Source organism: Corynebacterium wankanglinii, assembly GCF_013601005.1.
Lineage (GTDB): Bacteria > Actinomycetota > Actinomycetes > Mycobacteriales > Mycobacteriaceae > Corynebacterium > Corynebacterium wankanglinii.
Window position 1 is genome coordinate 416,103 of the sequence record NZ_JABFED010000001.1, and the last position, 21,309, is coordinate 437,411.

The following is a 21,309-nucleotide window of genomic DNA, read 5'->3' on the forward strand; positions in this document are numbered from 1 at the left end:
ATGGAGGTGGCGTCGGCGGTGGCGGAGCTCGTCGCCACGCATTGCACCGATGTGGTCATGAGCCCGGGCTCGCGCAACTCGCCGCTCGCGTACGCGCTGCTCGCGCGCCGGGACGTCACGGTGCACATGCGTATCGACGAACGTTCCGCCGCCTTCACCGCACTCGGCCTCGCGCGCGTGCAGCGCCGCCACGTGGCGGTGGTGATGACGTCCGGCACCGCCGTGGCCAACGCGTACCCGGCCGTCATCGAGGCACACATGTCCCACACCCCGCTCGCTGTGGTCAGCGCTGACCGCCCGGAGCGCCTCGTGGGCACCGGCGCGAGCCAGACGATCTGGCAGCAGGGCATCTTCGGCCGCTACGCCGCGACGCAGCAGGTGGCATCGCTTCACGACGTTCCAGCGGTATCCTTCGCCGACCCCCAGGTGCACGTCAACGTCGCGCTCGACACCCCGCTCGTGCCCGATGCGCTGCCGGCACCCGTGGGTGCGCCGCGCCGGGTGGGACCGGGCGCGCTCGCCGGCGCCGGCTCCCGCGCGGATCACGGCGCGGTGGACATCGACCTCACCCGCGACACCCTCGTCATCGCCGGCGACGAGGCCTGGGAGGTGCCCGGCCTCGAGCACGTGCCCACCATCGCCGAGCCGACCGCGCCGGCGCCGTTCCACCAGGTGCACCCGCTGGCCGCGCGGTTCTTCGCGCAGTCGCAGGTGGCCATCTCCCACGACGGGGGCGACTTCGCCGCGAACACGAAGCCGGAGCAGGTCGTCGTCGTGGGCCACCCGACGCTGCACCGCGACGTCATGGCGCTGCTCGCCGACCCAGACATCGAGGTGATCGGCCTCTCGCGCACGGACACGTTCACTGGGCACCCGGATCGGCGCGGCTCGCGCGTTAACGCCACCGGGCAGCCGACGGACACGTGGATCAAGATCTGCGAGGCCGCCGGCGAGGTCGGCGCGGAGACCGTGCGCACCGCGCTCGCCGAGGAGGAGTTCGGCTTCACCGGCCTCCACGTCGCCGCCGCGGTGTGCGACACCCTCGCCGTGGGCGACACGCTCGTGCTCGGGTCCTCGAACCCGGTGCGCGACGCCTCGTTCGTGGGCATGCCCTTCGACGGCGTCGACGCGTACGCGGCCCGGGGCGCGGCCGGCATCGACGGCACCGTCTCCCAGGCCGTCGGCGTCGCGCTGGCCACCCAGGCGTTGCGTCCCGACGAGATCCGCGCGCCGCGCACCGTCGCGCTCATGGGGGACCTGACGTTCCTCCACGACGTCAACGGCCTGCTCATCGGCCCCGACGAGCCGCGCCCGGGCAACCTCACCATCGTCGTGGCCAACGACGACGGCGGCGGCATCTTCGAGGGCCTCGAGCCCGGCGGCGCGGGCGTGCGTGGCGCGTTCGAGCGAGCGTTCGGCACGCCCCACGGCACCGACGTGGCCAAGCTCGCCGAGGCGTACGGCGCGGCGTACCGGCGCGCGGACACCCTCGCCGAGTTGGGCGAGGTACTGCTCGAGCTCGAGGCGGAGCCGCAGCCGATCGCCGTCGTCGAGGCCGCCACCACCCGCGCCACGCGGCGCGCGCTCGCGGAGCGGCTGAACCGGTGAGGTGGCGGCGCCGGGGGCACCAGCTCGTGCTGGCGCTGTACGCGTTCGCGCTGCTCGGGGGCGTCGCCATGGTCGGTGGCCCCGCGATCAACGACGCGCGCATCCACGCCGACCCCGGCCGCGGCTCCGCCACCGTCACCGAGGTGGGGCGCTGGCGCACCTACATCGAGTACCAGACGGAGGACGGCCAGCTCGTCTCCCCGCCCGGGGGCGTGCTCTACCCGACGGGGTTGGGGGAGGGCCAGCAGGTGTGGGTGACGTACGCGAAGTCGAACACGGACCTGGTCAAGGTGGAAGGCCGCGGCTGGGCGCTCGCGCTGCGCCCGGCGCTGTCGGTGCTCGCGGTGGCCACGCTCATCGCGGCCGGCGCGTGGGCGGGGGTCAGTCGGTGGGTGCCGGAGGGGCGTCGAGAAGCGAACGCTTCACCGTCGCCGGTACCCCAGCGACGAGGGTATCGCTCGGGACATCCCGCGTAACGACGCTCCCTGCGGCCACCACCACGCGATCCCCGACCGTCACCCCCGGCATGACCATCGCGCCGGCGCCGAACCAGCAGTCCTCGCCGATGGTGATCGGGCGGGCGCGCTCCCAGCGGCGCGCGTTCGGCTCGTCCCCGCCGGGCAGGTACCACTCGCCGGAGCGGATGCGTTCCATGTCGTTCTCGTGCATGCGGGCCAGGGTAGCGGGGAAAATTCACGCGGCGTTTAACTCCGGTTGGGCCGTGGTTCGCCTGAGTGTGGAAAAGTAAGCAGACATGCGTGTGGGAATCGTCGCGGAATCGTTTCTGCCGAACGTCAACGGTGTGACCAACTCGGTGCTGCGGGTGCTCGAGCACCTCAAGCGCGAGGGCCATGAGGCGATGGTGGTCGCGCCGGGCGCGCGCGACTTCCAAGATGAGATCCCGGACTACCTCGGCTTCGAGATCGTGCGCGTACCCACGGTGATGGTGCCGCTCGTGGACTCGCTGCCGATCGGCGTGCCCACCACCACCGTCGCCGCGGCGCTCGCCGGGTTCAAGCCGGACATCATCCACCTGGCTAGCCCCTTCGTCCTCGGCGGGGCGGGCGCGTTCGCCGCGCGTCAGATCGGGGTGCCGGCGGTGGCGCTCTACCAGACGGACGTCGCAGGCTTCGCCACCAAGTACCACCTGCCCATGGTGGCGAATTTGGCGTGGGACTGGACGCGCACGATCCACAATATGAGTGAGATGACGCTGGCGCCGTCGTCAAGCTATATCCGCGAGCTTGAGGCGCACGGCATCAAGAACGTGCGCCACTGGGGCCGCGGGGTGGACACCGAGCTGTTCAACCCGGCGAAGCGCTCGGAGGTGCTGCGCCGCGCGTGGGACCCGACGGGGGAGAAGAAGATCGTCGGCTTCATCGGGCGGCTGGCGGCGGAGAAGAGTGTCCATCGCCTCGCCCCGCTTGTCGACGATCCTTCGGTCCAACTCGTCATCGTCGGCGACGGCCCGGAGCGGGATTGCCTAGCGGAGACTCTGCCTTCCGCGGTGTTCACCGGGGCGTTGTCCGGCGAGGAGCTCGCCCGCGCGTACGCGTCGCTGGACCTGTTCGTGCACACCGGCGAGTTTGAGACGTTCTGCCAGGCCATCCAGGAGGCCCAGGCATCCGGTGTGCCCACGATCGGCCCGCGCGCCGGCGGCCCGATTGACCTGATCAAGCACGGCGAGAACGGCCTGCTGCTCGAGGTGCCCACGTTCGAGGCCGAGCTGCCCGACGCCGCGCGCTGGGTGCTCGACGACGCCCGCCACGCCGACCTGCAGCGCGCCGCCCGCGCGTCCGTGGAGAACAAGACGTGGGCCGCGCTCGGCGACCAGCTGCTGGGTTACTACTCCGAGGTGCTGGACGCCTACGAGCGCAACGTGGTGCACCTGTTCGGCCGCGACGTGGCCCTGCCGCGCTGGGCGCCGGCACGCCTGGGCCAACCCCGCAGGCAAGCGCGGCGCGACGACACCGCGTAAGCGCAAGCGCGCCGCCAAGTAGAGTGGCGAGCATGTCCGTCGGCGACCTGTCCACCAGTACCCAGAACTACCTCAAAGGCATCTGGGCGCTTTCGGAGTGGTCAGATACGCCGGTGACACCGTCGTCAGTGGCCAAGCACCTTGGACTGCGCAAATCCACCGTCTCCGACGGGGTGCGCAAGCTCGGCGAGCAGGGCCTGGTGGAACATAAGCCCTACGGCGCCGTCGAGCTGACCGACACAGGCCGCACGTACGCGGTGGCGATGATCCGCCGCCACCGCCTGATTGAAACGTTTTTGGTGGAGGCGTTGGGCTACACCTGGGACCAGGTGCACGACGAGGCCGAAAACCTCGAACACTCGGTGAGCGACTTTATGGTCGACCGCATCGACGCGTTTTTGGACTACCCCAGCCGCGACCCCCACGGTGACCCCATCCCCTCAGCCAGCGGGCGTGTTGATGCCCCCGAGGCCGTCCCACTGACCGGCGTGCAGCCGGGGCAGAAGGCCACGATTGAACGCATTGCCGACGACGACCCGAAACTGCTGCAATTCTTCGACAGTCACGGGCTCGTCGTCGGCGCAACCCTCGAGGTGGGAGAGGGTGCCCCTTACTCCGGCGCGGTCGCGGTCCGGCTTGCCGGCGCGGCGGAGGCGGTGCCGCTCGGCGAGGAAGCCACGGATTCCGTCTTCGTGCGCGTGGATGCGTAACGACGACCCCGCAGCACCCCATGCGGGCCGAACAGGTACACCACACCAAACACCACACCTTGGGCGAGCACGATCATGCCGCCAGAGGCCGTGTCCAGGTAGTAGGAGCAGTACAGGCCCACAATCGCACACGCCGCCGACATGGTCGGGGCGATGATCAGCATCGTGCCGAATTTGTTGGTGAGCAGGTAGGCGGTCGCACCCGGGATGATCAGCATCGCCACCACCAGGATCACGCCAACGGCCTGGAGTGCCACCACTGACGTCAGCGCCAGCAGTGCCAGCAGGGCCGCACCGAGCAGGCGCGGATTCAACCCAATCGCGTGTGCATGGGTGGGATCGAACGCGTAGAGGGTGAAGTCGCGCCGCTTGAGCACCAGCACGCTCAACACGATCGCTCCCAGGATGGCCACCTGCAGCAGGTCCCCACGGGACACACCAAGCAGATTGCCGAAGATGATGTGGTTCAGATCCGTGTGCGAAGGGGTTACCGAAATGAGCACGAGCCCCAGCGCGAACATGGTGGTGAACACAATGCCAATGGCCGCATCCTCCTTCACCCGGGACGTATCGCGCACCAGCCCGATCAGTGCCACCGCAAGGAACCCGAACACCACCGCGCCGACGGCAAACGGCACGCCCAGAATGTAGGCCAGCACCACGCCGGGCAGGACAGCGTGGCTTACCGCATCGCCCATCAGCGACCAGCCAACCAACACCAGCCAGCACGACAACAGCGCGCAGACAATCGACGCCACCAGCGAGGTCGCAAGCGCACGCATCATGAACTCGTACCCAAACGGCTCCGTAAGCAGCGCAATCATGCTGACACCCCCATACCGAAGCCCTGTACCAAATTGTCCGGCTCTAACACCACTTCAGTCGGGGCGTGCATCAACACCCGGCGGTTCAACAGCACTGTCTCCGGCGCGAGCTGGGGCAAGGCAACCAGGTCGTGCGTCACCACAAAAATAGTGGTGCCTTCTGCCGCGAGGTCACGCAGCAGCTCAGTGATGGTGGCCTCGGAATGTTTGTCCACGCCGGCGAAGGGTTCGTCGAGAAGCATGATGCTCGCACCCTGAGCGATACCGCGGGCGATGAAGGCACGCTTCTTCTGGCCACCCGAAAGCTGACCGATCTGGCGGTCTGCGAACGACTCAAGGTGGGTGCGCTCAAGCGCGCGATCCACAGCCGCAATGTCCTCCGCACGCGCGTGGCGGGTAAAGCCCATGTGGCCGTAGCGGCCCATCATGACCACATCACGCACTGTGACCGGGAACTGCCAGTCCACGTCCTCGCTCTGCGGGACGTAGCCCAGCACCTGCGTCTTGCGGGCGCGCATGGGGTCGATGCCGTTGATACGAACCGTGCCGCGATCCGGCTTGACCAACCCCATGATCGCCTTGAGTAGCGTGGATTTGCCCGCGCCGTTCATCCCGATCAGCCCACAGATACGGCCTGGTTGGACGCTCAAAGTTGCGCCGTCGAGCGCGACGACGTCGCCGTAGCGCACCGCAACATCGTCAACCGCGATTGCGGGGATCACTGCTTGCCCCCGTTCAAACCGTCGATGATCACCTTCGTGTCGTGGCGAATCAGATCCAGGTAGGTCGGCACCGGACCGTTTTCCTCAGAAAGCGAATCGACGTAGAGGGTGCCGCCGTACTCCGCGCCGGTGGCCTTCACGACCTGCATCATCGGCGCGTTAGAGACCGTGGATTCACAGAACACAGACGGGACGTTGTTTTCCTTCACAAACTCGATCGCGCCGGCGATCTGCTGCGGGGTGGCTTCCTGCTCAGCGTTGACCGGCCAGATGTAGCGCTCGGTCAACTTCGCGTCGCGAGCCAGATAGGAGAACGCACCTTCGCAGGTGACCAAGGCGCGCTGCTTGTCGGGGACAGCGGCGAGCTTGGTCTCCAGCTCGTCTTGCACAGCCTGCAGTTCCTGCTTGTATGTTTCGCCGTTGGCCTTGAAATCATCGGCGTGCTCCGGGTCGAGTTCGCTGAACGCGTCGACGATGTTGTCCACGTACTTCTGCACGTTCACCGGACTCATCCAGGCGTGCGGGTTGGGCTTGCCGGCGTAGGCGTCCTCCGCGATGTCGATCGGGTCGACACCTTCGCTGACCACGGCGTGGGGCACGTCCAGGTCGGCGACGAACTGGGAGAACCAGTTTTCCAGGTTCATGCCGTTGTCCAGGATCAGGTCGGCGTCGGAGGCGCGCGAGATGTCGCCCGGGGTGGGCTCGTAGCCGTGGATTTCCGCGCCGGGTTTGGTGATGGACTCCACCCGCAGGTGGTCGCCGGCGACGTTCGAAGCGATGTCCTGGATCACCGTGAACGTGGTGAGTACCACGGGGGTGTCTTTGCCGCCTGCGGCGTCGGCGCTGTCCTGCGAACAGCCTGCGAGGCCGGCAGTTAGCGCAGCCGTGGCGGCGAGCGCGAGCACCTTGGATTTCAGCATGTTGGTCCTTTTCTTTCTGTGTACTTTTCCGTGCGGTTAGAGAAGCGGCGGCGGGCCGACGCGGTGGGACGTGGCAATGAATCGGTCGAGCTTTTCCGGGGATTCGTCGTGCAGGTAGACGGCGAGCAGCCGCATCAGGTTGAGCGTGACGTCTTCCGGGTTGGCGCTGGAGCGCACGAGCCGCGCGGACGCGAGGTAGTCGCCTTCGCGGGCGGTCTCGAACAATGCGATGGCTTCGAGCCATGCGCCCATGTTGGAGTCATCAAGTCCCATACCGGCGAATAATAAAGTTCGGCACGCCGAACTTGCAAGTGTTGTGTTGTCGTACGGCCTCCGTTTGTGGGTGGCAAAGTAGACTTGCGCACCATGGCCAAGGCGGATCTGGACAAAAAGCCCTTCGACGTTGCCGGTATGTTCGACGACGTGGGCAAAAACTACGACATCACCAACACCGTGCTGTCGTTCGGCTTGGACAAGTACTGGCGACGTCGCACCCGCGAGCGCCTGGACTTAAAGCCCGGCGAGCTCGTGCTCGATCTGGCCGCCGGCACCGCCGTGTCCACCGTGGAGCTGGGCAAGTCCGGCGCGTGGGTGGTGGCCTGCGACTTTTCCCAGGGCATGCTCGCCGCCGGCAAGGACCGCGACGTGCCCAAGGTCGTCGGCGACGCGATGCACCTGCCGTTCGCCGACGAGACCTTCGACGCGGTGACCATCTCCTACGGCCTGCGCAACGTCCACGACTTCGAGGCCGGCCTGCGGGAGATGGCGCGCGTGACCAAGCCGGGCGGGCGCCTCGCCGTCAACGAGTTCTCCACGCCCGTCGTGCCCGGCTTCCGCACGCTGTACAAGGAGTACCTGCCGCTCGCGCTGCCGGCGGTGGCGAAGGTGTTCTCCTCGAACGCGGAGGCCTACGAGTACCTCGCCGAGTCCATCCGCGCCTGGCCTGGCCAGGAGGAGCTCGCCGCCGCCATCAACGACAACGGGTGGACGGACGCGAGCTGGCTCAACCTCTCCGGCGGCATCGTCGCGCTGCACAGCGCGGTGAAGCCGGCGCGGTGAAGCCGGCCTAGCGCGCGTCCCACAGCGGCTCGCCCGGCTGCGCGCCCCGCGCCGCCCGCCCTGCCAGGCGCCACGCCCGGGCGACGAGGTCCCGGTCCTCGTCCGCGACGAGGTTGCCCATGAGCCGCGCCGCCGCCGGCATGAGGGTGCGCCCGCCCAGCCCGCGCAGCGCCACCGGCCCGGCGAGCGGCAGGAACTGCGGGTAGGTGAGCAGCCGGGCGAGGGTGCGCGCGAGCGCGAACGCGTCGCCGTACGTTTCGCGCAGCAGCGCCGGCCACGCGAGCGTGAGGTCGTCGACCTGCCCCATGAGCCCGACGGCGAGCACCGCCGTCTCCAGCCCGTAGTCGATGCCCTCGCCGTTGAGCGGGTTCACGCACGCCGCCGCGTCGCCCACGAGCGCCCAGTTCGGCCCCGCCACGTTCGACACCGCCCCGCCCATCGGCAGCAGCGCCGACGCCACGCGTTCCGGCTCGCCGAGCTGCCACGCCTCGCGCTGCTGCGCGGCGTACTGCGCAAGCAGCTTCTTCGTGTTCACCTTCGCCGGGCGCGCGTCGGTGGACAGCGCGCCGCAGCCGAGGTTGACGTGCCCGTCGCCGAGCGGGAAGATCCAGCCGTAGCCGGGCTGGATCGCGCCGCCGGCGTCGCGCAGTTCGACGTGGGAGTGCATCCACGGCTCGCTCGAAAACGGCGAGGCGCAGTAGGAGCGCGCCGCGATGCCGTAGACGTGCTCCTTGTGCCAGGCGCGCCCGAGGAGTTTGCCAAAGGGGGAGCGCACCCCGTCCGCGACGATCACCCGCCGGGCCCGCACCTCGCCGCGCGGCGTCTCCACGGCGCGGATCGCCCCGCGCTCGAGCTGCACGCCGGTGGCGGGGCAGCCCTGGCGGATGGTCGCGCCGGCGCGCGCAGCTTCGCCGACAAGCATGGCGTCGAACGTGGCACGCGGGGAGGCGGACCCCTCGCCGCGCGGCCACGGCGCCTCGACGTCGCCGCCGTAGCCGTGCAGCTTCAGGCCCCGGTTGCGGTACGCCGGGACGGGGAGGCCGAGGAGCTCTAGCGTATCGACGGCCCGAGGGGTCAACCCGTCCCCGCAGGTTTTGTCGCGGTGGGCCGGCAGGGCGTCGAGAAGCAATGTGCCCATGCCGGCGCGCTGCCCGGCGATCGCTGCGGCGGACCCGGCTGGGCCCGCGCCGACGACGACGAGGTCGAAGTACTCACTCACCCGCCACATTGTGCCAGTGCCACCCGCTCGTGCGCGGGCGGGGTGGGTTGGGCTACGGTTAGCGTGTTATCCATGTGCCCCTCCAACCTGCAAGGACGTTTTCGATGACGCACGGCACCACTCCGTCACCGCGCCACGGCTTCAACCTGGACCTAGGCGACGAGGCGCTCAACGCGCGGCTGAACTCCGGGCTGGAGGCGGTGGAGGACAGGCTGCGGGCCGAGCTGTCCCGCGTGGAAAGCTTCCTCACCGACAAGGTCACGCACCTCGCCGCCGCCGGCGGCAAGCGCTTCCGGCCCATGATGGCGCTGCTGTGCGCGGAGTTCGGGCCCGACCCACGCAGCGAGAACGTCGTCCGCGGCGCCACCGTCGTGGAGGTGGTGCACCTGGCCACGCTCTACCACGACGACGTTATGGACGAGGCCGAGCGCCGCCGCGGCGTCGAGTCCGCCAACGCGCGCTGGACGAACACCGTGGCCATCCTCGCCGGCGACATCCTCTTCGCGCACGCGTCGCGGCTCATGAGCGCGATGGACCTGGACACCGTCGGCCACTTCGCCGACACCTTCGAGAAGCTGGTCACCGGACAGATGCGCGAGACCGTCGGCGCGCAGGGCGGCGACCCGGTGGAGCACTACCTCACGGTGATCGAGGAGAAGACGGGTGTGCTCATCTCCTCGGCGGCGTACCTCGGCGCGCGGCACGCGGGTGCGGAGGCGGACGTCGTGGACCGGTGCGCGCGCATCGGCGACGCGGTGGGGATGGTCTTCCAGATCGTCGACGACATCATCGACATCTTCTCCGACCCCGAACAGTCCGGCAAGACCCCCGGCACCGACCTGCGCGAGGGCGTGTTCACCCTGCCCGTGCTCTACGCGCTCGAGGAGGACTCCCCGGCCGGGGAGGAGCTGCGCGGCCTGCTCACGGGCCCGCTTACCGACGACGCCGACGTCGCCCACGCCCTCGACCTCCTCGCGCAGACCGGCGGGCGGGAGCGCGCGTTAGACAAGGCGCGCGAGTACCTCGCCGTGGTCGAGGAGGAGCTCGAGGGCCTGCCCGACATTCCGGCGCGCGAGGCGCTGCGCAACATGACCCGCATGACCGTCGAGCGGGTGGGATAAGCAGGCAATTTCCTCCCGTGCGGGGCGTTGTGTAGAGTAAACCCCGCACTTCGGTGCTTGCCAGGTTGCCCGAGCGGCCAAAGGGAGCGGACTGTAAATCCGCCGGCATTGCCTTCAGAAGTTCGAATCTTCTACCTGGCACCAACACAAAACCCCGTCGGTTTTCACCGGCGGGGTTTCGCCATGAAGCACCCGCTTCACGACGTCTAAAGCAACCCGCGAAAACCGCTACCAGCCAGGCGATTTGTGTTTGAAAACAACATCGGGTTAATCTTTCCAAGGCTTCAACGGAGCGGGTCAGAGCGAAAGCGAAGATCCGGAACAGAGAAGCTGTGCCCCCTTAGCTCAGTCGGCAGAGCGTTTCCATGGTAAGGAAAAGGTCGACAGTTCGATTCTGTCAGGGGGCTCTGTTGTTTGCTGGGGTTCTCCCACTCGATGTGCGGGCGCCGGCGAGCACATGGCGGTGTAGCTCAGTGGTAGAGCAAGCGACTCATAATCGCTGTGTCGAGAGTTCAATTCTCTCCATCGCTACTCACCTCAAACGGGTGCTGAAAAGCTTCCGTGGTAGGGTTAGGCGCACTTGAACGAGTGCCCTAGGGGCGTGGCGCAATTGGTAGCGCAACGGTCTCCAAAACCGTAGGTTGCAGGTTCGAGTCCTGTCGCCCCTGCCAAAACAACCTGGAGGAGTTTTCGTGACTAACCCCAACGGTCAAAACCCCGCACAGCCGACCGGCAAGCGTCAGCTGCGCGGGGCTTCTCCTGTCTCCGCCGAGGGTTACGAGGCCAAGCGTGCGCCCGCCGCCGTCGACGAAGCGGATGAGAAGGACGGCTCCAGCATCGCCACCTTCCCGGGCGAAGTTGCCTCCGAGATGAGCAAGGTTATCTGGCCCACCGGCAAACAGATGCTCAACTACACGGCAATCGTGTTCGCGTTTCTGATCGTGCTCACCATCTTCGTGTGGGGCGTCGACGCGCTGTCGGCGTGGGTGATTCGCTGGATCTTCATCCGCTAGGTACACTGGGTGCCACAACGTCTCCCGCCACCTCGGACGCCGAGGAGGGCGGGATAATTTTTGCCCCGGTACCCTGGGGCGCACACGTTTGAACGAATGAGGAGATGAACCATGACTGAGGCAAACAAGGACGTCAGCGGCGCTCTGGAGAACAACGAGCAGGAGATGATCGACGAGGGCGCGCCGGTGCAGCCGTCCACCGATCCGGCGCTCAACGGTGGGGACGACGACCCGGCCGGCACCGAGGGTGGTGACTCCTCCGACGAGGAGGGCGACAGTACCGGCGCCGACGCAGACGCCGCCGAGGCAGACCCAGAGGCTGAAACGGCCGACGCCGACCTGACGGACGCCGAGGTCGAGAACATCGCCCAGGCCGCCGTCGACACCGACAGCGCCGAAGAAGCCGCCGAGGAACTGGACGGCGCCAACGCCGGCGCTGACGGCGTTGACGGTCGCGACGACGCCGACGCTGCTGACGGCGAGGCCGCCGACGCTGACGGTGCCGATGATGCCGTGGTGGAGGAACCCATCCAGGAGACCGACCTCAACGTCGCCGAAGCGGGCGACCTCGAGGCCGCCGCCGCTGGGGCCGACGCCGACACAGACGCCGACTCCGACAGCGAATACAAGCGCCGCCTGCGCGAATACACCCGCGAGCTGAAGAAGCAGCCGGGCGAGTGGTACATCATCCAGTCCTACTCGGGCTACGAGAACAAGGTGAAGACCAACCTGGAGATGCGCTCCCAAACCCTCGAGGTGGAGGACTCCATCTACGAGGTGGTCGTGCCCATCGAGCAGGCCATTGAGAACAAGGACGGCAAGAAAAAGCTGGTCAAGCGCAAGCTCCTGCCGGGCTACGTGCTCGTGCGCATGGACATGAACGACGCCGCCTGGTCCGTGGTCCGCGAGACCCCGGGCGTGACCTCCTTCGTGGGCAACGAAGGTAATGCGACGCCGGTGAAGCATCGCGACGTCGCAAAGTTCCTGCTGCCCAAGTCCGCCGCGACCGGCACCAAGCCCGAGGTCAACGCCGAGGGCGAGACCGTCGTGGCCATGCCAGAGGACGAGGCGCCGAAGAAGGTCACGCACGACTACCAGGTCGGCGAGGCCGTCACCATCCTCTCCGGCGCGCTCGCGTCCGTGTCCGCCACCATCAACGCCATCGACCCGGAGACGGGCAAGATCGAGGCGCTGGTGTCCATCTTCGGCCGCGAGACTCCCGTGGAGCTCACCGCGGACCAGATCGAGCGGATCATGTAGGCGCGTTTTGCTTCTCGACGTCCTCACGGCGTAACCTATCTCGTCGCGCGTGCCCACACGCGCGACGTTTTCGTTTCTATATTCCCCGGTGGCTGGCATCAACCCCGGCATCCGGAAGCCCCGCGGCAGCTCATCGTGGCTGCGGGCGCTGTAACTAGGAGGTAATGCGATGGCTAAGAAGAAGGTCACCGGCCTGATTAAGCTGCAGATCGAAGCAGGCATGGCAACCCCGGCTCCGCCGGTGGGCACGGCACTTGGTCCGCACGGCGTGAACATCGCCGAGTTCACCAAGGCCTACAACGCCGCCACCGAGTCCATGCGCGGCAACATCGTCCCGGTGGAGATCACGGTCTACGAGGACCGCTCCTTCGACTTCGTGCTGAAGTCCCCGCCGGCGGTGTCGTTGCTGCTCAAGGCCGCAGGCCTGCAGAAGGGTTCCGGCGTCCCGCACACCGACAAGGTGGGCAAGGTCACCTGGGAGCAGTGCAAGGAGATCGCCGAGACCAAGAAGGCCGACCTCAACGCCCGCGACATCGAGGCTGGCGCCGCGATCATCGCAGGTACCGCCCGCTCCATGGGCATCGACGTCGAGAAGTAAACCGCACTTCTCGTTTCACGTGGAAGGGCCGTAAGCCAGGCCCGCTCACCACAACTCCTGAAAGGAACTCAACATGGCTAAGAAATCCAAGCGCCACAACGAACAGCTGGCAAAGATCGACCGCGACAGCTTCTACCACCCGCTCGACGCGGTCACGCTTGCGAAGGAGACCTCCTCCGACAAGTACGACGCCACCATCGACGTCGCGATGCGCCTGTCCGTGGATCCGCGCAAGGCTGACCAGCTGGTCCGCGGCACCGTGAACCTGCCGCACGGCACCGGTAAGACCGTCCGCGTCGCAGTGTTCGCCGAGGGCGAGAACGCCACCAAGGCGCAGGAGGCAGGCGCGGACATCGTCGGCACCGACGAGCTGATCGAGCAGATCAACAACGGCCAGCTCGACTTCGACGTGGCTATCGCTACCCCGGACCAGATGGCCAAGGTCGGCCGCGTCGCCCGCGTGCTCGGCCCGCGTGGTCTCATGCCGAACCCGAAGACGGGCACGGTCACCCCGGACGTTGCGAAGGCTGTCGCCGATTCCAAGGGCGGCAAGATCGCGTTCCGCGTGGACAAGGCGTCCAACCTGCACGCCATCATCGGCAAGGCGTCCTTCACCCCGGAGCAGCTCGCTGAGAACTACGGCGCACTGCTCGACGAGGTCATCCGCCTGAAGCCGGCGTCCGCGAAGGGCATCTACCTGAAGAAGATCACCGTCTCTGCCACCCAGGGCCCGGGTGTGCCGGTGGACACCTCTGTGGAGAAGAACTACGCCACCAAGGCATAGTCCGTCTTTTCAGACCCGCCGCAGCATCGCGCTGCGGCGGGTTTTGCGTATGCGCGTGCCGCAGTCGCCGTCGTCCGTTTTTGGGCGGCGGCGTTTGCTGTTTTTGGGGTGTTTGCGTTAGCGGTTGGGGCCGAAGAGTTGGTCGAGTGCTCCTCGGTTGGTGTTTGTGTGGTGGTGTCCGGTTGGTGAGGTCCATATGGGTGCGCCGCGGTCCATGGTGATGCGGCCGCGTTTGCGTCGTGTGGGGTCGTCGTCGTTGACGCGGTTGTGGTAGCGGCATAGCGGGGCGAGGTTGTCCAGGTTGGTCTCACCACCGTGTTGCCACGGTGTGACGTGGTGCGTCTGGCACGCGTATGCGCCGTGGCGGCAGCCGGGAAACGCGCACACCGGGGAAACCATCGCGGCAAGGTCGCGCTGCTTCTGGTTGGCCAAACGTGTGGTGCGGTAGAGGTTCACCGCCCCGTGTGTGGGGTGGAACGCGGCGACTTCCAGTGCGTGACCGAACTCGTGCTGTAAGTACTCGGCCCCGGTCATGGTGGTGCCGTCGGTGAGCACCAGCTCGATCTCGTCGCCGGCACCGGCCAGGATGCGCATGTGGGCGTCGATGGGCACCATCACGATCGGCCGGGGTGCGGCAGCGACAACACCGCCGGTGTCGCCGTCGAGGATGCGCCAGAATTCTTGTTCCATTTGAGGAGCGGCCGGTGTGGTGGGGTCGAGGTTTTGGCGCAGGCGGTGTTCTAGGTCGGCGGCGTTGCTGTCGGTGGTGTCGATGGTGATGCGTGCCCGGCCGTTGCTCGGCCGGGAGAAGGCGACCTGCTTTTTCTTCGGGGTGGTATCAGCGGGGATGAGTTCGCGTGCGGCGCGTTCAATCGCGCGGTACCCGCCGCGCACCTCGAGCAGGGCTAGGCGCAGCCGCCACCGCTCGGCCGTGTCTTTGACCCCGCTGATGCGCCGTTCGATCAGTGCGAGCTCGTCGATGGAAAACCCGTGAGCTTTCTGCGCGGCGAGGGCTTGCTTGCGGGTGAACTTTGTCGCCCCGTAGTAGACGTCCTGCATCGCCGCCCATGCGCGGGCGCGCTCTGGTGCCATGCCGGCGGCAAGTGCGACAGACAGGTCGAAGTGCCGCAGCGTCTCCATGGATTCTGCGGCCATCGCCTGGATCAGTGCGTCGAACGGGTTCATGGCCACAGACACTAACCACCCCGCACACCCACACAACCCCTAAAACCCAAACCTGTGGACAACCCCCGGCGAAAGGCTTGAACGTTATCCACAGGGGAGCGCCACCCCTTGACTTTTCTCGCCCGAGGAGTAGATGCCCCACTTCACACCCCACGCCGCGCGCACACCCGCGATTTGGCGAACTCGGTACCCACCCGCTAACATCCCCTACCGAAGTTTGAACGGCCCGCAACGGCCGAGCTCAAGTTTCACCGAAGACCGTCGGTCACTCCCGCGAGGGAGTCGAAGGTGCTCCACTGTAGGGGCCGACCCACGCAGGAGAAACGCGGCACACTACGAAACGTATGCCTCGTGCTTCTGCACGGGGCATTTTTGCTTGAAGGCGTCGGATTCGCGCGAAGCGAACGTCGTAAAGCGAGGATGCTCCGGGCGGATTGAACAACATGAAGTATCGGAAGGAGGCGTGTGTCATGGCAAACCCGAAGAACACTGCGGAACTCGCAGCTCTGAAGGAGAAGTTCGCTGAGGCGGATTCCATCGTGCTGACCGAGTACCGTGGCCTGACCGTCGGCCAGCTGCAGCAGCTGCGCGGCGATATGGGCTTTGATGTCGAGTACCACGTCGCCAAGAACACCCTCATCAAGATCGCTGCGAACGAGCAGGGCATCGAGGGTCTCGACGATCTTCTCACCGGCCCGACCGCCGTCGCTTTCATCAAGGGCGACGCAGCCGTCGACGCGGCGAAGGTGATGAAGAAGTTCAACAAGGACCACGACGCGTTCGTGATCAAGGGCGGCTTCATGGACGGCAACGTCCTCGACGCTTCCCAGGTCGACGCTCTGGCCGAGATGGACAACCGCGAGACCACGCTTGCAAAGATCGCTGGTGCTTTCCAGGGTTCCTTGGCAAAGGCAGCCGGCCTGTTCCAGGCTCCGGCGTCCAAGACGGCCCGCCTTGTCGCTGCGCTGCAGGACAAGCAAGAAGCCGCATAAACACACTTTTACATCCGGGCTGTAAACGCCCACCAACAGAAAGGAAGCCACAATGGCTAAGCTCACCAAGGACGAGCTCATTGAGCAGTTCAAGGAAATGACCCTCATCGAGCTCTCCGAGTTCCTGAAGGAGTTCGAGGAGGTCTTCGACGTGACCGCAGCCGCTCCGGTTGCTGTCGCAGCTGCAGGCGCTCCGGCCGCTGGCGGCGAGGCTGCCGCTGAGGAGAAGGACGAGTTCGACGTTGTTCTCGAGTCCGCTGGCGACAAGAAGATCGGCGTGATCAAGGTCGTCCGCGAGCTGGTTCCGGGCCTGGGCCTGAAGGACGCCAAGGAAATGGTCGAGGGTGCACCGAAGGCCATCCTCGAGGGCGCCAACAAGGACGACGCAGAGGCTGCAAAGGCCAAGCTGGAAGAGGCTGGCGCATCCGTCACCCTCAAGTAGGAGCTTTCTGCTTGACGACGCCCCCTTCGGTCGCAACCGCGACCGGAGGGGGTTTCGCGTTTTTGCTGCGCTAGACTGGCCCACCATGCTGCCGAAACCCCGCATATTGTCCGCCCTGCTCGCTGGCCTCGGCGTGGCTTTGGTAGTGGCTGGCCTGCTCGCGCCGAGTGTGCTGCTGTCTGGTACGCGGTTGCCCTTGGCGTTGGGGGAGGCGACGTGGACGATGTCGGACCCTGACGGGGTGCGGGACGGCCAACCCGCACCGGTGACCCGCCAGTTGCACATGGAGATCCAGGAGCCGTCGGATGAGGAGACGGCGAGCGTGCGCGTTGGGGACACGCTCCGGGCGGGGGAGTCCGGTACGGATTTTGACAACTTGCTTACCGCCTCGACGTGGTCGTACGCCGTGGACCGCGTTTCTGGCGCCGCGGTGGGGCCCGCAGAGGCGTTGTTGGTGATGGGGATGCCCGCGACGCAGGTACCTATCGACGGCGCGTGGCTGACCTTCCCCGCCCCCGCGCCACAAGACACCGTGGAGGTGTTCGATCCCGTGCTGCGCGGTGCGGCCCCAGCAGAGTTCGTGGACACGGAGGACATTGCCGGGCGTACCGTGGCGCGGTTCCACCAAACCATTGCGCCGACGAACGTGGCGATGCGCTACGCGGATCCCCGCAACACGCTGACGGTCGATGGCGAACGCACCTTCCTGCACCACGTGGCCGATCGCGAGATCCTTGTGGACCAGGAGACCGGCGTGGTCGTGGGCATCGACGAGAAGGTGGACGACTACTACGCCGACGCAGAAGGCAACGGCGTGAAAAACGTGGTGACCTATGACGGTGTGATGGACCGTGAGGACGTCGCAAAGCTTGTGCGCAAAGTGGCGGATGCGCAGACCGCCGCCGCGGACCGTGGGCTGTGGCGCGTGCTGGCCTGGGTCGGCGCCGCGCTCGCGCTTGCGGGCCTGGTGGGAGCGCTGCGGCCGGGGCGTGCGGCGCGTCGGGTTTGACCGGCTGCGTGCGACGGGTGGTAGGCTTCCCCCCAACAACCGCGCGCGGCACATTGACGGCATCGGGTGTCTGGCGGAAGTGACGGCGGGGGCCTTTACAAACGGGGGAGATTACTCTATGGTTGTTCTTTGCGCTGGAAGCCGTCTCCAGTACGCGATGCAAGCCTTGTGCAGCGGGAAACGAAAACCCGATTTGACAAGGTGATTTTGTTGTCTCTGGGGGCGGGTCTTCTAAAGCAGACCGAATGCTAACTTATCCTGCGGAAACGCCGCCGGACCGCGAAGCCAGACGTGGTGCGGTAGGTCTCCGCCAGAGGTGCTGGAAGGACCCAACTTGGCAGTCTCAGACCAGACCATGAACATGGCTGATATCCCCGGGGCTCCCGAACGTTACTCGTTCGCGAAGATTAATGAGCCGATCACCGTCCCGGGACTTCTTGATGTGCAGCTCGAATCCTTTGCGTGGCTCGTCGGCACGCCCGAGTGGCGCGAGCGCGAGCAGGCCAACCGCGGCGGCGATGCGCGCGTCACGTCCGGCCTGGAGGACATCCTCGACGAGATCTCCCCGATCGAGGACTACTCCGGCAACATGAGCCTGACGCTGTCCGAGCCGCGCTTCGAAGACGTGAAGTACACGATCGACGAGTGCAAGGACAAGGACATCAACTACTCCGCGCCGCTGTACGTGACCGCGGAGTTCATCAACAACGACACGCAGGAGATCAAGTCCCAGACCGTGTTCATCGGCGACTTCCCGCTGATGACGGATAAGGGCACCTTCATCGTCAACGGCACGGAGCGCGTCGTCGTCTCCCAGCTGGTGCGTTCGCCGGGCGTGTACTTCGACGAGACCATCGACAAGTCCACGGAGCGCCCGCTGCACTCCGTGAAGGTCATCCCGTCGCGCGGTGCGTGGCTGGAGTTTGACGTGGACAAGCGCGACACCGTCGGTGTGCGCATCGACCGCAAGCGCCGCCAGCCGGTCACCGTACTGCTGAAGGCGCTCGGCTGGACCACCGAGCAGATCACGGAGCGCTTCGGCTTCTCCGAGATCATGATGTCCACCCTGGAAAACGACGGTGTGTCCAACACGGATGAGGCGCTGCTGGAGATCTACCGCAAGCAGCGCCCGGGCGAGCAGCCCACGCGCGACCTTGCGCAGTCCCTGCTGGAGAACTCCTTCTTCAAGGCCAAGCGCTACGACCTGGCTCGCGTGGGCCGCTACAAGATCAACCGCAAGCTCGGCCTCGGTGGCGACCATGACGGTCTGATGGTGCTCACCGAGGAAGACATCGCCACCACGCTGGAGTACCTGGTGCGCCTGCACGCGGGCGAGAACGAGATGACGTCGCCGGAGGGCGAGATCATCCCGATCAACACCGACGACATCGACCACTTCGGCAACCGTCGCCTGCGCACCGTGGGCGAGCTGATCCAGAACCAGGTCCGCGTCGGCCTGTCCCGTATGGAGCGCGTCGTGCGTGAGCGCATGACCACCCAGGACGCGGAGTCCATCACCCCGACATCCCTGATCAACGTGCGCCCGGTCTCCGCTGCCATCCGCGAGTTCTTCGGCACCTCGCAGCTGTCGCAGTTCATGGACCAGAACAACTCCCTGTCCGGCCTGACCCACAAGCGTCGCCTGTCCGCGCTTGGCCCGGGCGGCCTGTCGCGCGAGCGCGCCGGCATCGAGGTGCGAGACGTGCACCCGTCCCACTACGGCCGCATGTGCCCGATTGAGACCCCGGAAGGCCCGAACATTGGCCTGATCGGCGCGCTCGCGTCCTACGCGCGCGTCAACCCGTTCGGCTTCATCGAGACGCCGTACCAGAAGGTCAACGACGGCAAGCTGACCGACCAGATCGACTACCTCACCGCCGACGAGGAGGACCGCTACGCCATCGCGCAGGCGGCCACCCCGATGGATAAAGACGGCACGCTGACCGGTGAGCGCATCGAGGTCCGCCTCAAGGACGGCGACATCGGCGTCGTCGGCCCGCAGGGCGTGGACTACCTGGATATTTCCCCGCGCCAGATGGTCTCCGTGGCTACCGCGATGATTCCGTTCCTGGAGCACGACGACGCCAACCGTGCCCTCATGGGCGCGAACATGCAGAAGCAGGCTGTGCCGCTGCTGCGCGCAGAGGCCGCCTACGTGGCAACGGGCATGGAGCAGCGCGCGGCGTACGACGCTGGCGACACCGTCATTTCCAAGAAGTCCGGCGTGATTGAAAACGTCACCGGCGACTTCATCACCGTCATGGACGACGAGGGCGGCCGCGACACTTACATGCTGCGCACCTTCGAGCGCACCAACCAGGGCACCTGCTACAACCAGACCCCGATCGTGTCTGCGGGTGACCGCGTCGAGGCCGGCCAGGTCATCGCTGACGGCCCGGGCACCAAGGACGGCGAGATGGCGCTCGGCCGCAACCTGCTGGTCGCGTTCATGCCATGGGAAGGCCACAACTACGAGGACGCCATCATCCTCAACCAGCGCGTGGTGGAGGAGGACATCCTCACCTCCGTGCACATTGAGGAGCACGAGATCGACGCGCGCGACACCAAGCTCGGTGCCGAGGAAATCACCCGTGAGATCCCGAACGTCTCCGAGGATGTGCTCAAGGACCTGGACGAGCGCGGCATCATCCGCATCGGCGCGGACGTGCGCGACGGCGACATCCTGGTGGGCAAGGTCACCCCGAAGGGCGAAACCGAGCTGACCCCGGAGGAGCGCCTGCTGCGCGCCATCTTCGGCGAGAAGGCCCGCGAGGTCCGCGACACCTCCCTGAAGGTGCCGCACGGCGAGCAGGGCAAGGTCATCGCCGTGCGCCGCTTCTCCCGCGAGGACGACGACGATCTATCGCCGGGCGTCAACGAGATGATCCGCGTCTACGTCGCCCAGAAGCGCAAGATCCAGGACGGCGACAAGATGGCCGGCCGCCACGGCAACAAGGGTGTCGTGGGCAAGATCCTGCCGCAGGAGGACATGCCGTTCATGGCTGACGGCACCCCGGTGGACATCATCCTGAACACCCACGGTGTGCCGCGTCGTATGAACATCGGCCAGGTGCTGGAGATCCACTTGGGCTGGCTGGCCAAAGCTGGTTGGACCGTCAACCCGGACGACCCGAAGAACGCCAAGCTGCTGGAGACCCTGCCGGAGCATCTCTACGACGTTCCGGCGGACTCGCTGACCGCAACCCCGGTGTTCGACGGCGCGACCAACGACGAGATCGCGGGCCTGCTGGCAAACTCCAAGCCGAACCGCGACGGCGACGTGATGGTGGACGAAAACGGCAAGACCAGGCTATTCGACGGCCGTTCCGGCGAGCCGTACAAGTACCCGATCTCGGTCGGCTACATGTACATGCTCAAGCTGCACCACTTGGTGGACGAGAAGATTCACGCCCGTTCTACCGGCCCGTACTCCATGATTACGCAGCAGCCGCTGGGCGGTAAGGCCCAGTTCGGTGGCCAGCGCTTCGGCGAGATGGAGGTGTGGGCGATGCAGGCGTACGGCGCTGCCTACACCCTGCAGGAGCTTTTGACCATCAAGTCCGATGACGTGGTGGGCCGCGTGAAGGTCTACGAGGCGATTGTTAAGGGAGACAACATCCCGGATCCGGGTATCCCGGAGTCCTTCAAGGTGCTGCTCAAGGAGCTGCAGTCGCTGTGTCTGAACGTGGAGGTGCTCTCCACCGACGGCACGCCGATGGAGCTCGACGGCGACGACGACGAGTTCGATCAGGCCGGCTCCTCGCTTGGCATCAACCTTTCCCGTGACGAGGGTGCAGCGGCGGATACCGCCTAAGCGCCAGGTAGCCGTCGGAAAGCAATTGCTTTTCGACGGCACGACGAACGA

20 protein-coding genes, 4 tRNA genes and 1 pseudogene are annotated in these 21,309 nt (G+C 66.4%); 18 read left to right on the forward strand and 7 right to left on the reverse strand.

Annotation, left to right across the window (positions count from 1 at the left end):
• Positions 1-1,608 carry a 2-succinyl-5-enolpyruvyl-6-hydroxy-3-cyclohexene-1-carboxylic-acid synthase gene (menD, locus tag HMA55_RS02010; protein ID WP_181191589.1) on the forward strand — a complete coding sequence of 536 codons (1,608 nt, stop codon included), beginning with the start codon at positions 1-3 and terminating at the stop codon, positions 1,606-1,608.
• A complete protein-coding gene (locus HMA55_RS02015) occupies positions 1,605-2,084 on the forward strand; it encodes a DUF3592 domain-containing protein (protein ID WP_257802564.1) in 480 nt (159 codons plus the stop codon). The genes menD and HMA55_RS02015 overlap by 4 nt, the downstream gene beginning before the upstream one ends.
• Here HMA55_RS02015 and HMA55_RS02020 read toward each other — a convergent pair.
• Positions 1,990-2,208 (reverse strand): annotated as a pseudogene (locus tag HMA55_RS02020) (DapH/DapD/GlmU-related protein); the annotation flags it as partial. The gene HMA55_RS02015 and the pseudogene HMA55_RS02020 sit on opposite strands and share 95 nt — an antisense overlap.
• Positions 2,209-2,362: 154 nt before the next feature.
• Between HMA55_RS02020 and HMA55_RS02025 the strand changes: the two are divergent.
• Both HMA55_RS02025 and HMA55_RS02030 read left to right on the forward strand, forming a co-directional pair.
• Entirely contained in the window at positions 2,363-3,586 is a 1,224-nt protein-coding gene (locus HMA55_RS02025) for a glycosyltransferase family 4 protein (protein WP_181191411.1), read from the forward strand.
• 32 nt (positions 3,587-3,618) lie between these two features.
• On the forward strand, positions 3,619-4,296 hold the full coding sequence (locus HMA55_RS02030) for a metal-dependent transcriptional regulator (RefSeq protein WP_038609549.1): 678 nt from the start codon (positions 3,619-3,621) through the stop codon (positions 4,294-4,296).
• On the opposite strand, the gene HMA55_RS02035 is transcribed toward HMA55_RS02030, so the two are convergent.
• From HMA55_RS02035 to HMA55_RS02050, 4 genes are read right to left on the reverse strand one after another with little or no spacing between them, the layout of a single operon-like run.
• Entirely contained in the window at positions 4,197-5,120 is a 924-nt protein-coding gene (locus tag HMA55_RS02035) for a metal ABC transporter permease (protein ID WP_051952118.1), read from the reverse strand. The two genes, HMA55_RS02030 and HMA55_RS02035, sit on opposite strands and share 100 nt — an antisense overlap.
• Positions 5,117-5,842 (reverse strand): metal ABC transporter ATP-binding protein, encoded by a 726-nt coding sequence (locus HMA55_RS02040; protein WP_034997179.1) that lies wholly within the window; start codon positions 5,840-5,842, stop codon positions 5,117-5,119. Before HMA55_RS02040 ends, HMA55_RS02035 begins: the two co-directional genes overlap by 4 nt.
• Positions 5,839-6,762, reverse strand: coding sequence for a metal ABC transporter substrate-binding protein (locus HMA55_RS02045; RefSeq protein WP_066529067.1), 924 nt, complete (start codon positions 6,760-6,762; stop codon positions 5,839-5,841). Before HMA55_RS02045 ends, HMA55_RS02040 begins: the two co-directional genes overlap by 4 nt.
• A 36-nt stretch (positions 6,763-6,798) precedes the next feature.
• Entirely contained in the window at positions 6,799-7,035 is a 237-nt protein-coding gene (locus HMA55_RS02050) for a tudor domain-containing protein (protein WP_038609556.1), read from the reverse strand.
• A gap of 93 nt (positions 7,036-7,128) precedes the next feature.
• Between HMA55_RS02050 and HMA55_RS02055 the strand changes: the two genes are divergently transcribed.
• On the forward strand, positions 7,129-7,821 hold the full coding sequence (locus tag HMA55_RS02055; RefSeq protein ID WP_181191412.1) for a demethylmenaquinone methyltransferase: 693 nt from the start codon (positions 7,129-7,131) through the stop codon (positions 7,819-7,821).
• Between the two features lie 7 nt (positions 7,822-7,828).
• On the opposite strand, the gene HMA55_RS02060 is transcribed toward HMA55_RS02055, so the two are convergent.
• Positions 7,829-9,049, reverse strand: a complete 1,221-nt coding sequence (locus tag HMA55_RS02060; protein ID WP_042405775.1) for a geranylgeranyl reductase family protein — start codon at positions 9,047-9,049, stop codon at positions 7,829-7,831.
• Between the two features lie 95 nt (positions 9,050-9,144).
• Here HMA55_RS02060 and HMA55_RS02065 point away from each other — a divergent pair, with 95 nt between their 5' ends.
• The 9 genes from HMA55_RS02065 (at position 9,145) to rplA (ending at position 13,816) form a co-directional block, all read left to right on the forward strand.
• Positions 9,145-10,161: a polyprenyl synthetase family protein gene (locus HMA55_RS02065; protein WP_042405773.1), complete on the forward strand. Its 1,017-nt coding sequence runs from the start codon at positions 9,145-9,147 to the stop codon at positions 10,159-10,161.
• Positions 10,162-10,220: 59 nt separating this feature from the next.
• Positions 10,221-10,305, forward strand: a tRNA-Tyr gene (locus HMA55_RS02070).
• Positions 10,306-10,495: 190 nt separating this feature from the next.
• Positions 10,496-10,568, forward strand: a tRNA-Thr gene (locus tag HMA55_RS02075).
• A 52-nt stretch (positions 10,569-10,620) separates the two neighbouring features.
• Positions 10,621-10,692 (forward strand) — tRNA-Met (locus tag HMA55_RS02080).
• Between the two features lie 64 nt (positions 10,693-10,756).
• Positions 10,757-10,832 (forward strand) — tRNA-Trp (locus HMA55_RS02085).
• Positions 10,833-10,853: 21 nt separating this feature from the next.
• On the forward strand, positions 10,854-11,174 hold the full coding sequence (secE, locus tag HMA55_RS02090; protein ID WP_181191413.1) for a preprotein translocase subunit SecE: 321 nt from the start codon (positions 10,854-10,856) through the stop codon (positions 11,172-11,174).
• 165 nt (positions 11,175-11,339) lie between these two features.
• The gene (gene nusG, locus HMA55_RS02095; protein WP_374680613.1) at positions 11,340-12,434 is read left to right on the forward strand and encodes a transcription termination/antitermination protein NusG; all 1,095 of its coding nucleotides are present in this window, start codon (positions 11,340-11,342) and stop codon (positions 12,432-12,434) included.
• A 169-nt stretch (positions 12,435-12,603) separates the two neighbouring features.
• Positions 12,604-13,032, forward strand: coding sequence for a 50S ribosomal protein L11 (gene rplK, locus HMA55_RS02100; RefSeq protein WP_181191414.1), 429 nt, complete (start codon positions 12,604-12,606; stop codon positions 13,030-13,032).
• Between the two features lie 73 nt (positions 13,033-13,105).
• Positions 13,106-13,816, forward strand: coding sequence for a 50S ribosomal protein L1 (rplA, locus tag HMA55_RS02105; protein WP_181191415.1), 711 nt, complete (start codon positions 13,106-13,108; stop codon positions 13,814-13,816).
• A 117-nt stretch (positions 13,817-13,933) separates the two neighbouring features.
• Here the strand turns inward: rplA and HMA55_RS02110 are convergent, their stop codons facing one another.
• Entirely contained in the window at positions 13,934-15,001 is a 1,068-nt protein-coding gene (locus HMA55_RS02110; protein ID WP_181191416.1) for an HNH endonuclease signature motif containing protein, read from the reverse strand.
• A 470-nt stretch (positions 15,002-15,471) separates the two neighbouring features.
• Here HMA55_RS02110 and rplJ point away from each other — a divergent pair, with 470 nt between their 5' ends.
• The 4 genes from rplJ to rpoB all read left to right on the forward strand — a co-directional run bounded on the left by rplJ (position 15,472) and on the right by rpoB (position 21,258).
• Positions 15,472-15,993 (forward strand): 50S ribosomal protein L10, encoded by a 522-nt coding sequence (gene rplJ / locus HMA55_RS02115; RefSeq protein WP_181191417.1) that lies wholly within the window; start codon positions 15,472-15,474, stop codon positions 15,991-15,993.
• A 52-nt stretch (positions 15,994-16,045) separates the two neighbouring features.
• Complete coding sequence (rplL, locus tag HMA55_RS02120) at positions 16,046-16,435, forward strand: 50S ribosomal protein L7/L12 (RefSeq protein ID WP_038609580.1); 390 nt, start codon at positions 16,046-16,048, stop codon at positions 16,433-16,435.
• A gap of 85 nt (positions 16,436-16,520) precedes the next feature.
• Complete coding sequence (locus HMA55_RS02125; protein ID WP_181191418.1) at positions 16,521-17,444, forward strand: DUF3068 domain-containing protein; 924 nt, start codon at positions 16,521-16,523, stop codon at positions 17,442-17,444.
• 316 nt (positions 17,445-17,760) lie between these two features.
• A complete protein-coding gene (gene rpoB / locus HMA55_RS02130; protein ID WP_181191419.1) occupies positions 17,761-21,258 on the forward strand; it encodes a DNA-directed RNA polymerase subunit beta in 3,498 nt (1,165 codons plus the stop codon).
• Positions 21,259-21,309: the final 51 nt, after the last annotated feature.

What these genes read in the sequence shown, in the direction of transcription:
- menD (WP_181191589.1), top strand. Translation starts at nt 1, where the DNA reads ATGGAGGTGGCGTCGGCGGTGGCGGAGCTCGTCGCCACGCATTGCACC.
- HMA55_RS02025 (WP_181191411.1), top strand. Translation starts at nt 2,363, where the DNA reads ATGCGTGTGGGAATCGTCGCGGAATCGTTTCTGCCGAACGTCAACGGT.
- HMA55_RS02030 (WP_038609549.1), top strand. Translation starts at nt 3,619, where the DNA reads ATGTCCGTCGGCGACCTGTCCACCAGTACCCAGAACTACCTCAAAGGC.
- HMA55_RS02035 (WP_051952118.1), bottom strand. Translation starts at nt 5,120, where the DNA reads ATGATTGCGCTGCTTACGGAGCCGTTTGGGTACGAGTTCATGATGCGT.
- HMA55_RS02045 (WP_066529067.1), bottom strand. Translation starts at nt 6,762, where the DNA reads ATGCTGAAATCCAAGGTGCTCGCGCTCGCCGCCACGGCTGCGCTAACT.
- HMA55_RS02050 (WP_038609556.1), bottom strand. Translation starts at nt 7,035, where the DNA reads ATGGGACTTGATGACTCCAACATGGGCGCATGGCTCGAAGCCATCGCA.
- HMA55_RS02055 (WP_181191412.1), top strand. Translation starts at nt 7,129, where the DNA reads ATGGCCAAGGCGGATCTGGACAAAAAGCCCTTCGACGTTGCCGGTATG.
- HMA55_RS02060 (WP_042405775.1), bottom strand. Translation starts at nt 9,049, where the DNA reads ATGTGGCGGGTGAGTGAGTACTTCGACCTCGTCGTCGTCGGCGCGGGC.
- HMA55_RS02065 (WP_042405773.1), top strand. Translation starts at nt 9,145, where the DNA reads ATGACGCACGGCACCACTCCGTCACCGCGCCACGGCTTCAACCTGGAC.
- nusG (WP_374680613.1), top strand. Translation starts at nt 11,340, where the DNA reads ATGATCGACGAGGGCGCGCCGGTGCAGCCGTCCACCGATCCGGCGCTC.
- rplK (WP_181191414.1), top strand. Translation starts at nt 12,604, where the DNA reads ATGGCTAAGAAGAAGGTCACCGGCCTGATTAAGCTGCAGATCGAAGCA.
- rplA (WP_181191415.1), top strand. Translation starts at nt 13,106, where the DNA reads ATGGCTAAGAAATCCAAGCGCCACAACGAACAGCTGGCAAAGATCGAC.
- HMA55_RS02110 (WP_181191416.1), bottom strand. Translation starts at nt 15,001, where the DNA reads ATGAACCCGTTCGACGCACTGATCCAGGCGATGGCCGCAGAATCCATG.
- rplJ (WP_181191417.1), top strand. Translation starts at nt 15,472, where the DNA reads ATGGCAAACCCGAAGAACACTGCGGAACTCGCAGCTCTGAAGGAGAAG.
- rplL (WP_038609580.1), top strand. Translation starts at nt 16,046, where the DNA reads ATGGCTAAGCTCACCAAGGACGAGCTCATTGAGCAGTTCAAGGAAATG.
- HMA55_RS02125 (WP_181191418.1), top strand. Translation starts at nt 16,521, where the DNA reads ATGCTGCCGAAACCCCGCATATTGTCCGCCCTGCTCGCTGGCCTCGGC.